The organism is Spirulina sp. CCY15215 (assembly GCF_016888125.1).
Classification (GTDB): Bacteria; Cyanobacteriota; Cyanobacteriia; order Cyanobacteriales; family Spirulinaceae; genus CCY15215.
In genome coordinates this window covers 1-11,151 of sequence record NZ_JACSWA010000345.1, presented here as the reverse complement: position 1 = coordinate 11,151, position 11,151 = coordinate 1, and the positions used below count along the sequence as shown (strand labels likewise).

Sequence of the window (11,151 nt, the reverse complement as noted above, 5' to 3'; positions counted from 1 at the left end):
ATAGTTGATAGTTGATAGTTGATAGTTGATAGTTGATAGTTGATAGTTGATAGTTGATAGTTGATAGTTGATAGTTGATAGTTGATAGTTGATAGTGGGGGAAAGGATTATTTTGAGGGAAAATCTAGCTTATCTCTCCTGATTATTGATAGAGTTGTCCATCTTTAAATTTCTGGACTTCTTTGACATCCATTTTATTGACGGTTTTTCGCATTAGATAAGCAAGACCGTAATCACCATTGGGGTGTTTGAGTAGGCGATCGCTGAGTGAAAAAATTTCAGATGCAAATTCCTCACCTAACTTATCAATTAGAGTTTGACGTTCGCTTGCTACATACTCTTGTTCTCGCATTTGCATTTGCCACTGGCGATCGAAAAACTGTTCGAGGGAACTACTTAACCCTAAAGTGCTTAATAACTCCCATTCTCCCTCATCGCACCAGAAACCCTCACACTCTTGGCAGCGTTCTAGAAAAAATGGCTGTTTGTACTTAACCTTAGCACGAGATAGATAGCGGCTGCATTCTGGGCATAATCCGGCTCTACTATCTACGGGAGAGGGGGTAAAACCTACATCTGTTTTTGTCTCTAGTAAAGCTGGGGTGGCGGATTTTTGAGCTTGTTGGTGTCGCCACTCTCGATAAGGCTTGTTGGAAACCCAGGTTCCCTTGCACTCAGAACAACGTTTAACCGGAATTTTTCCCGGTAATTGGCTGTCAAGTAGGACAGCATTTCTACACTTCGGACATTCCACAGATTTGCTTCCCTCCAACCGCGTCAACATAGTGAACTTTACTCTAAAGAATTCTACCAAGATGCTTGCCGAAATGGGACAGAATCAAAGATAAAAGATGAAAAAGTCACCCAAGAGCCAACAACAGATAAAGTTTCAGGGTGAGTGATTTTGTATCGATCGATAAATTTGTGCATGAGGCGATCGCGATCGCCTCTCACAAAATAGTAAGAATTTACAAAACTTTAAAATGTAGCACAAGAGACTACAAAATCGAAAACCCAAAAGTAAGTAAAAATACTTAGTTCAAAAACTGAGTCCAAATGGGATAATTAGAGAAACTTATCGAAAAATTGTTAGGAAAAGGAGTAAGAAGTAATGATTCGCTTCGCTACAATTTTAGATGCGTTTACCCTGCCTAAATTACAATTCAAAATTAAAACCTTTCTGTTTAAGTAATTGATATTTTTTCTCATCAAATTGATAGAGACGCGCTGCACGATGGGGAACATCTTTTTGTTTTTCGTCTAGTTCAATTAATAAATCCATTTTCAGGATTTTTTTGCGGAAATTGCGCTTATCTAATTCTTGTCCCAAGACAATTTCATAGAGTTTTTGTAATTGGGAGAGAGGGAATTTTTTTGGTAAGAGTTCAAACCCTATCGGTTCATACCTTAATTTGCCTTTTAAGCGATTTAAAGCGGTCTGAAAAATCATCTCGTGGTCGAATGCGAGAAGAGGTAGACGATCGCAGGGAAACCATGCAGCTTCATCCGCATCGGTAGTCGCTTCAAGTTGGTATTCCCCGAGGTTGACTAAGCCATAATAAGTTACGGTAATGACGCGATCGCGGGGATCGCGATCGATTGCACCAAAAGTATATAATTGTTCCAAAAAGATATCTTTCACCCCTGTTTCTTCCTGCAATTCCCGTAGTGCTGCATCTTCAAGGGTTTCCCCGATACGAACAAATCCACCGGGCAATGCCCATTGTCCTTTAAAAGGGGATAAATTGCGCTGGATCAGCAAGATTTTCAGGGTATGTTGTTCGTCTAAGCCAAAAACAACACAGTCAACGGTAATTGCTGGCCGGGGAAATTCGTAACAATGAGTCATTCGCGATCGCATTTTGAGGTAGTTTAATTCTAGAATACCAGTTTGTTCCTTCTCGGCTGGATTGAGGAAAAGAGCAAGGGTCAAAGGTCTAGGGGAAGGAGAATGCGGAAACACGCACCTTGTCCCGGTTTGGCAATAAATTCTAATTGGCCGCGATGAAATTCTCTGATAATTTGATAGCTAATGGATAAACCTAAACCTTGTCCTTTTCCGATGGGTTTGGTTGTAAAAAATGGATCGAATAATTTAGATTTAATTTCTTCAGGAATTCCCACACCATTATCACAAATTTCAATTGCAATATGGTGGCGATCGCTGGTTAGTTGGGTCTTAATAACGATCTGCGGTTTTTCAATGGGTTTTCCGCGATCGCAGGTGTTTCGTAGCGCATCAATGGCATTGATGAGTAAGTTCATAAACACTTGATTTAGCTGTCTTGGATTACATTCTAGATGCGGTAGTTTTCCATAATCTCGAATGACTTGAATAAAAGAATCTTGTTGTGTTGCCTCAAGACGATGTTGCAAAATTGTCAAAGTATTTTCAATCCCTTCATGAATATCAACGGACTTTATTTCTGATTCATCTAAACGAGAAAAATTTCTCATGGAAAGAACAATTTCTTTAATACGTTTTGCCCCAGATTGTATAGATTTCAGAATTTTAGGAAAATCTGCAAGGATATATTCTAAATCAATATTATCACTTTCTGCTTGAATTTCAGGATGAGGGGTGGGGTTATGTTTGCGATATAAATTAAGCAGTTTTGTTATCTCTTGATAATATTGGAGAATAAACTCAATATTGCCGTAAATAAAACTAATCGGGTTATTGATTTCATGGGCAATTCCTGCCGCCATTTGACCCAACCCAGACATCTTTTCGGTATGAACAAGTTGAGATTGTGTTTGTTTTAATTGTTTTAATGTATTCTCCAGTTCATGTTTTTGAGATTTGAGTTTTTCTTCTGAATTGGTCAATGCTTTTAGTAATTTTTCTTGCTGAGAAGTTCGTTTCAGGGACATGAAAAGATATAAAGCTAAAACGCTAGTAGGTAGAAAACCGATCGCGAATGTACCTGCTAACTTTCCGAATATCTCTACATATCCTCTCTCTGGTAAAATCAATAATGACCATTCCCGATCTTCTAAATTTACAGTGCGAATGCAAACTGTCCAATCTTTACTATAAGGACAATGACGATGATTCGGGGAGTTTGCCAGCAATTGTTCTACTTTTGCTTTTTCAGCATCTTTTAAAAATCGTTCTTGCTGAGAATTATAAGCAATTAAAAATTGCTCTTTAGGCGAACTTAAATTTTTATTGAGAGCAGATTCAAGGCGATCGACTGGCATTTCATAAAGATAAAAATTGAAAGAGTTTATATCAAGTGCTTTGAGCGCCATGCGAACAATATTTTCTATTTCAAAGGTCGTGTAAGCAATGCCAGAAAATGCTTTTTGACGATCTTCTCGCGTTACTAAAGAATAGGAATTATTATAAACTGGAGAATAAATAGTAAATTCTGTTTGAGTCAAAACTTGAGAGGACAAACTACGAGCGATCGCTAAAACACTGGTATCTCTAGCTCTATTAATAGCGGCTTTTCGTTGCCATTCACTATAATGATTGTAGCCCAGTAAGGGTTGTAAAGATTCGTAAGGTTCGAGATAGGTTGTCGGAAAATATTCAGTCATTTCCGATGCAATTTCTCGTTCTTGGCGATCGCCTATTTGCCAAATTTTTATATTCTGCTTTTCTTCATAATTTATTCGTTCTTCTTGAATGACTTTTGGTGCATAACCCACTCTTAAAATTCCCGGTGCATTTCTCAAGACTTGCAAGGAAAATTCGTGAAATTCTTCTGCTGTTACGGTGTCTGTTGCGTTATATAATCCAGAAAGCGATCGCGCTACTTGAGATACATCATCAAGATTTCGCTGTAATGCAAAAGCAAGATTGTCTGCACGTCGATCGAATTGTTCTCGAGTTTGCGATCGCACAGAGCGATCGACAAAAATAGTCATTATTGTAGAAATACTGAGTCCCGCAATTAAAACAAATCCTACTGGGAAATAGCGCCAATGTTGACGACAAAACTTAATCGTAATCTGACCCCATTTAAAAATTAACAACACTTTTTCTTTCAACCTTCTCTTTCAGTGGCGATCGCTGGCTCAATCAAGAATTAATGCACCATTAGTTATACGATTATAGTTTAATTGATAATATTTCGCAATAATAATATTTCGCAATAGTAATATCAAATCCTAATAATAGGTCATAATTTCAGGGTGCAAGCATTGCACCCCTACTAAACCCAACTGTAGTGGGAGCGTCTCGCTCCCTACTTTTATGATGATTTCAAGCCATTATTTGCCGAGAGTTCCGGCATAAACAGCCCGATCGCCTAATTCCTCTTCAATTCGCAATAAGCGATTGTATTTCGCAACTCGTTCGCTGCGACAGAGAGAACCGGTTTTAATTTGTCCTGCGCGAGTTGCCACCGCAAGATCGGCGATCGTGGTATCTTCGGTTTCCCCGGAACGATGGGAAATCATACAAGTGAACTTATTGCGGGTTGCCAGAGCAATAGTTTCCAAAGTTTCCGTTAAACTGCCAATTTGGTTGAGTTTAATCAAAATTGCATTAGCAGATTTTTCATCAATTCCCTTTTGTAAGCGAGTGGGGTTAGTGACAAATAAATCGTCACCGACCAACTGAATTTTATCCCCCAATTTTTCAGTTAATAATTTCCAGTTGTCCCAGTCTTCCTCGTGTAAGCCATCTTCAATGGAAATAATGGGATATTTATCAACTAATTCCCCTAAATAGTTGATAAAATCCTCACCACTGTGGGGACTGCCATCATAAACATATTGGCCGTTCTTGTAGAACTCGCTGGCTGCAACATCCATTGCGATCGCGACTTCTTTACCAGTTTTATAACCCGCTTTGGCGATCGCCTGCATCAGCAGTTCCAATGCTTGTTCATTAGATTGCAAATTGGGAGCAAAGCCACCTTCATCCCCAACACCCCCAGAGAGGAGCTTTTCAGCAGCAAGAACGCCTCGTAATGAGGCGAAGACCTCCGCACCCCAGCGCAAGGCTTCGGCGAAGGTAGGCGCACCTACGGGGACAATCATGAACTCCTGAAAATCCACATTATTATCCGCGTGAGAACCCCCATTAATGACATTCATAAAAGGAATGGGTAGCAAATTGGCTAAAGGTCCCCCCAGATAGCGATACAAAGGCAGTCCTAATTCTATAGCTGCGGCTTTAGCCGCAGCAAGGGAGACTCCCAAAATAGCATTCGCACCCAAATTAGACTTATTGGGAGAACCATCGCGATCGAGCATAATGCGATCGATCTTCATCTGATTTAAAGCATCTTGTCCGATCAATTCTGGGGCAATTTTTTCCTTAACATTGCGGACGGCAGTGAGAACACCCTTACCACCGTAGCGACTTTCTCCATCCCGCAACTCGTGGGCCTCAAAGGTTCCCGTCGAGGCACCGCTAGGAACTTGCGCTAAACCGATTGCACCGCTTTCTAGGTGTACTTCTGCTTCTAAGGTAGGTCGTCCTCGAGAGTCGAGGATTTCACGTGCTGTAATTGCTTCGATGGTTGCAGGTTCGTTAAAAGCCATTGTTGTCTTTACTGTTGAGGTTGTATCCGTATCATCGTCACTAATACCCGATCCTCTGTCGATTCTCGCACTTATTCGCATTTAATTTAAGAATTGCTGGCGATCGCTGCGGATCGTGAAAGGCGATCGTGAGTAAGATAGAGATAAAGAGCGCTCGATCATCCCCCAGTCTGTAATAACCTACAACAAATAATCAACAAGAGGTCAGGAACCTCAGCCTAAAGGCGTGAGGCTTGAAAGAGAAATCTATGAAACTTCCCGTTATTTATTCCGATCGCTTTCTCGAACACGATACTGGGTATTCTCACCCCGAATGTCCTCAACGCTTAACAGCAATTGTCGAAGCACTGAAAAAAGCATCATGGCGCGATCGCCTACAATGGCAAGAACCGACTCCCATTGAAGAACGAGATGCGATCCCTTGGTTGCTTAAAGTGCATCCACAACACCATATTGATCGCATCAGATTAGCGGCTGAGGAGAATACTGGCTTAGATCTCGATACCCCCGTTTCTTCCCAGAGTTACGAAGTCGCATTACTGGCAGTAAATGCCTGGTTAGATGGAGTCGATCGCGCTTTAGCCAGGGATAACCCCGCTTTAGTTTTAGCACGTCCCCCCGGACATCATGCCGAAAGCGATCGCGCGATGGGATTTTGCTTATTTTCTAATGCGGCGATCGCCGCCTACTACGCCCTAGAACAACCTAATATTGAAAGAGTTGCCATTCTGGACTGGGATGTACATCACGGTAATGGCACTCAGAACATTATCGAAAATCATCCCCAACTGGCTTATTGTTCTCTACATCAGTTTCCTTGTTATCCAGGGACAGGAAGGGCAGAAGAACGAGGAATGCACGACAATATTCTCAATATTCCCCTATCTCCCGGTAGTACCTTAACTGAATATCAGCCCGCATTTACCAATCAAGTTTTGCCCTTTTTACAAAACTTCTCTCCCGATCTCCTCATCGTCAGTGCTGGATATGATGCCAATAAAGACGATCCTCTGGCTGGAATTAGCCTCCAATCCTTTGATTATCGCCTTTTGACAGAATATAGCTTGCAAGTTACCCGTCGCGTTGTCTATGGCTTAGAGGGAGGCTACGATTTTCAGGCACTAGCGGAGTCAGTTAAAGCAACTGTTGAAGGCATTCTGAGCCTAAATTAGACTAATAAATTACATTACATAAATTACATTACCCCTCTTCTGCGTCTTCGACGACTGGTAGAAACATCATATTCCAAAGCCGTCCCTAGGGCAAACAAGACCCCCGCAAAAACATAAAATACCTCCATTAAGCCACCGCTTTCATATTGTCCCGGCAATGTAGTAACATACTTTAACCACATATCTGCAATATACTTGGCCAGCACCCCCGCCGCAATCATGCGCCAAGACTGGGAAAAACGCCCTCCCCAAAAGGCTAATAATAGGGTAGAGGCCACGATCATCAGAGCAACATCAGCAACCGCATAGAACAAATTTACGGGCTTGGCGAATACTCCTAAAAAGCGATCGGTGGCAACGATAATACCAGGAAGTCCTTCATAAGCATCCTTTTCTTCTACCACTTCCACTTGTTCCGTCCCGGTCCCGGTTTCTATCTCTTCCACACCAGTATCATTGGCTGCCGTTGCCGCATTTAACCACAGCGCGAAAGCCGTCCCCACGATCGCAATGATGGCAATAATTCCCCATTGTTTCAGTTCTAGGTTTAAACGTCTCGGCAAAACTGCCAACACCATCCCCCAACCCAGACAAATTGTAAAACCAATATAGAACAAATCCGCCGGAGAAATCGCCGGGTCTAAGCCAAAATAGAGTTCCCAAATTCCGAAGAGAAAATTGGCAACAAAATAACAGGCCAGTCCCAAACCAATAAAGAGCCATACTTCTCGCCCGCTTGCAATTTGGGGGCTTTTCCAGTTACGGTAGCACAACCATGCAGCCAAGCCATAAGGAAGCGTTTCCAGAAGATAAGTTCCTAATGAATACCAAAGGGGACTATCTTCCCCAGGAAGTGTAACACTAAAAGAGAGGAAAAAGAAAATAGTGAACGCCGACCAAAGAAGACCGACAAAAACAATATTTTGCCCTGTTAGTAAATGCGTAAATAGAGCGAGTTTGTTGGCAGGCTTAGTCATATTTTCAATGATTAATGAACAACTATCATTGTTTTGGAAGTTGTTGAATTATTTTATCCAATTTTGCTTGATGTTCGCATTTGAACCCAATTTTTAGCCATGTTTGCATATCCACCGATTTTAAAGGCAGAAGGCGATCGCACTGAGGAGAGGGGACAACAGGACTAATTAGCGCCCAAGCCAAACTGCGGGTAATATCGAGAATAGTTTTTAACCAAAACTCACGATTTCCAGGAACTCCCGTTTCCGGTGCAATATCCAAGTCTACCCAAATTTTGTGAACCCCCAGATGGATGCGTGCCATCCAAAGCGATCGCGGTAGATGAGTCTTGGAGGTAATCAGTTTAATATGTTTGACTCCCCATGCTTTTAAAATGGGGGTCGTGTAGTAAAAGTTACCAAAAGTATCTTGCGCGCACTTCTCTAAGCAAACACTCTCCATTGACGCATTCGCGCGATCGAAAATTAACCAAATACACGGATCTTGAGAACCATTAGAAATCAATATCTTGGCCTCGGGGTAACTTTTACTAATTTCTGCGACATAAACTTCTCGGCGAATGCTGCCCCCTAATACTAGCAAGGCTTCTACTGGATCAGAAGCAGCGAGATATAACTGTGAGACTAAAACCAACAACCAAACCAGAAACAAGCCCAGAAAAATTTGCCCCAGCCGTTTTAGCCATTTCCAAGGTTTCATAAGCAATAAAAATGAGTTCCTGCTAACGAATGGGATCGTGTACGGTGACTAATTTTGTGCCATCGGGAAAAGTCGCTTCAACTTGTACTTCCGGAAGCATTTCTGGGATCCCCTCCATGACCTCATCGCGATCGAGTAGAGTTGTTCCATATTCCATCAGTTCGGCGACGCTACGCCCCTCTCTAGCCCCTTCCAGGATTGCCGCAGAAAGATAAGCCACAGCTTCAGGATAGTTGAGTTTGAGTCCTTTTTCTTTGCGTCGTTCGGCGAGAAGACCTGCTGTAAAGATTAAGAGTTTATCTTTTTCTTGGGGAGTAAGCTGCATGATTCAATTTAATGAGGAATAACTTTCAATTATTAATTATCAATGAATATTGCCAATTCACTGCACTATGAAATTATCTGATTCTGCGATCGCCTGAGAACACAAAGTAAAACCGCGATCGAACTCGCGTACCTCAATTTCTTTTGCTTGTAAGAGAGTTTGCAAAACTTTCATGGCTTGCCTGGGTTTGCCTTTGCCACAGAAGAACAAATCTGCGGCAAAATAACCATATTCCGGCCAAGTATGAATGGCAATATGGGATTCTGCTAAAGTTGCTGTTGCTGTAACACCGTGCGGACTAAATTGATGAACGCATAAATCAATAAGCGTTGCTTCTCCAGCCTCAATTGCCGCCAGCAAAGCCTGGCGAATTAGTTCGGGATTGTTAAGATATTCTTGGGGGGCTTGCCAAGCCTCCACGACTAAATGAGTCCCCATTTTTTGGATCATTCCGACCGATTCTCCTTTGCTTGCCAACGGATCAAAATCATTATACTGATTTTAAGGATATTCGAGAAATCGGAGCAGAAAATTTTCTTTATATTCAGAGGGCTGAAATAAAACGATAAAAATCAAAAGTATATTCTTCATCTGGTCGATGGGGAAATTCGCCCAAGTTTTCTTCAAAAAGGCGATCGCATGGAACAATAATTTGAGTAGTAGAGGATTTTTAATATCTCGATCCCCTAATTTATAGCAAATTAAGAAATATTACTACTTTCTTGGGAGAGAACATGAAAAAAACGCCAGATTAAAATTCCTGTTGAGATTATCATTGTCAGTGTTAATGCGAACCAGATACTCCTTGCTCCCAAATCTAAAATAATAGCCATAAAATAAATACCTCCCACGCCAATACCCCAATAAATACTAACATCTATCCACATAGGAATCAAAGTATCTTGTAATCCTTGTAATGCGCCGACTACGATTAAATGTAAGCCATAAATACTTTGACAAAATGCAGCAATTGCTAGTAAAGAAATGGAAATATTAACAATTTCAGTGTAGTTGATGCTAGAGCTATCTAAATAAATCGAAATGATTTGTGGGGAAAATAACCAGATCGCAACAGCGAGAATTCCTGTTACTATAGCGTTCAAAAATAAGTCAATTAATAAAGAATTTTTGATGCCTTCGATATTGTTTAATCCCAGTTTTTGTCCAACCCGAACAGTAGTAGAATAGGAAAATCCAAATGGAATAACAGTTGCCAATTCAAAAACAGAGAGGGTAATTTCATGAGCCGCTAAATTTGCTGTTCCTAAATAGCCCATGAAAAATGCAGCTAATATAAACAGTCCTAACTCTGCACCAAATTCAATGGCAAGAGGAACACCAATTTTGATGATTTTTGCAAATAGATCGCGATCGCCATACCAAAGCGAGTTAAAAAGTTGATATTTTTGAAAATCTGGGTGAAACTGCATATATCCTAAGATCGTGAAAAAAGTCAGAGTAAATATTATCGTACTTGCCCAACCTGCCCCTGCTAATCCCAAGGCTGGAAAGCCCCAATGACCAAATATAAGAGCATAATTGGCTAAGGCACTTAACGGAACAGAAATTGCTGTAATAATGGTAATAAACTGAGGGCGATCGCAAGCCGTTGCCACTTCTTTAAAAATAACAATACCCAGTGCAGCAGGAAGTCCCCAAACAATGGCTTGTAAATAAATTTGGGCACCGCGAGCAATCGTTTCTTCTTGTCCTAATAGAGGTAAAATAGAACCAAGATGCCATAAAATCACCATCATGGGTAAAGAAAAAAACAGATTGAGCCAAAGTCCTTGAATTGTCAGTTTGCGAATTTCCTCAATATCTTCTCGAGCAAAGGCTTCTGCTGTAAGTGCGCCCAATCCTTCACATAAACCTGTACCAATATCAATAAACATATAAAGTGCAATTACTCCTAATCCACCTGCCGCTAATGCCTCGCTGCCCAACCATCCCATCATAACCAAATCGATAAATCCGATCGCCTTTTCCGCAAATTGAGTTAAAACTGAAGGGATTGCCAATTTAAGAGAACTTTCTATTGGGTGCATTTCAAATTTGTAAAAACATCATGTTGGCAAAAACAGTCCTAAGAAATTGTTTCTATGTCTTCGTTTCTATGTCTTCAAATATTTTCAGTTCATCTTACCACGATTCAGGTATTCTTGCACAACTGAGATGCACTCTTGACAAAACCCCTATTTTAATAATATATTGGCATCCTTGGTGTTCTTTTTTGTATTTATTATGTTGTGTATTCGTGGTGAAGTTCGCCCGTCATCCATAGCTAAAGCTGGACAAGGCTTGTTTACTTTGGATTTTTTACCTAGGGTTTGCTGAAAAAGTTAGAAAAAAATTGAGGGGAGTGCAATCGCATTTTAGCTGACGGTAGATTTCATTTCCTACTAAAAATCTCCTGTATTGCCTTTTACTCAAGATTTCTAGACTCACTCCCTTTTCTATTAATTTCTCAATATT

11 protein-coding genes are annotated in these 11,151 nt (G+C 40.9%); 1 reads left to right on the top strand and 10 read right to left on the bottom strand.

What is annotated here, in order from left to right:
- Nucleotides 1–142: 142 nt before the first annotated feature.
- The 5 genes from JUI58_RS08000 to eno all read right to left on the bottom strand — a co-directional run bounded on the left by JUI58_RS08000 (nt 143) and on the right by eno (nt 5,502).
- Complete coding sequence (locus tag JUI58_RS08000; protein ID WP_348539860.1) at nt 143–754, bottom strand: zf-TFIIB domain-containing protein; 612 nt, start codon at nt 752–754, stop codon at nt 143–145.
- 53 nt (nt 755–807) lie between these two features.
- Nucleotides 808–954, bottom strand: coding sequence for a hypothetical protein (locus JUI58_RS07995; RefSeq protein WP_204103237.1), 147 nt, complete (start codon nt 952–954; stop codon nt 808–810).
- Between the two features lie 202 nt (nt 955–1,156).
- Nucleotides 1,157–1,849: an NUDIX domain-containing protein gene (locus JUI58_RS07990; protein WP_239121329.1), complete on the bottom strand. Its 693-nt coding sequence runs from the start codon at nt 1,847–1,849 to the stop codon at nt 1,157–1,159.
- Between the two features lie 80 nt (nt 1,850–1,929).
- The gene (locus tag JUI58_RS07985; RefSeq protein WP_204103235.1) at nt 1,930–3,984 is read right to left on the bottom strand and encodes a CHASE domain-containing protein; all 2,055 of its coding nucleotides are present in this window, start codon (nt 3,982–3,984) and stop codon (nt 1,930–1,932) included.
- A gap of 237 nt (nt 3,985–4,221) precedes the next feature.
- Nucleotides 4,222–5,502, bottom strand: coding sequence for a phosphopyruvate hydratase (gene eno / locus JUI58_RS07980; RefSeq protein WP_204103239.1), 1,281 nt, complete (start codon nt 5,500–5,502; stop codon nt 4,222–4,224).
- A gap of 248 nt (nt 5,503–5,750) precedes the next feature.
- Between eno and JUI58_RS07975 the strand changes: the two genes are divergently transcribed.
- Nucleotides 5,751–6,674 carry a histone deacetylase gene (locus JUI58_RS07975; RefSeq protein WP_204103234.1) on the top strand — a complete coding sequence of 308 codons (924 nt, stop codon included), beginning with the start codon at nt 5,751–5,753 and terminating at the stop codon, nt 6,672–6,674.
- A gap of 23 nt (nt 6,675–6,697) precedes the next feature.
- Here the strand turns inward: JUI58_RS07975 and JUI58_RS07970 are convergent, their stop codons facing one another.
- The 5 genes from JUI58_RS07970 to JUI58_RS07950 all read right to left on the bottom strand — a co-directional run bounded on the left by JUI58_RS07970 (nt 6,698) and on the right by JUI58_RS07950 (nt 10,724).
- A complete protein-coding gene (locus JUI58_RS07970) occupies nt 6,698–7,651 on the bottom strand; it encodes a hypothetical protein (protein ID WP_204103233.1) in 954 nt (317 codons plus the stop codon).
- Between the two features lie 25 nt (nt 7,652–7,676).
- Nucleotides 7,677–8,351 (bottom strand): YdcF family protein, encoded by a 675-nt coding sequence (locus JUI58_RS07965; RefSeq protein ID WP_204103232.1) that lies wholly within the window; start codon nt 8,349–8,351, stop codon nt 7,677–7,679.
- A gap of 22 nt (nt 8,352–8,373) precedes the next feature.
- A complete protein-coding gene (gene ureA, locus JUI58_RS07960) occupies nt 8,374–8,676 on the bottom strand; it encodes an urease subunit gamma (RefSeq protein ID WP_204103231.1) in 303 nt (100 codons plus the stop codon).
- Nucleotides 8,677–8,733: 57 nt separating this feature from the next.
- Nucleotides 8,734–9,123 carry an adenosylmethionine decarboxylase gene (gene speD / locus JUI58_RS07955; RefSeq protein ID WP_204103238.1) on the bottom strand — a complete coding sequence of 130 codons (390 nt, stop codon included), beginning with the start codon at nt 9,121–9,123 and terminating at the stop codon, nt 8,734–8,736.
- A gap of 254 nt (nt 9,124–9,377) precedes the next feature.
- Nucleotides 9,378–10,724, bottom strand: coding sequence for an MATE family efflux transporter (locus tag JUI58_RS07950; RefSeq protein WP_204103230.1), 1,347 nt, complete (start codon nt 10,722–10,724; stop codon nt 9,378–9,380).
- Nucleotides 10,725–11,151 lie beyond the last annotated feature (427 nt).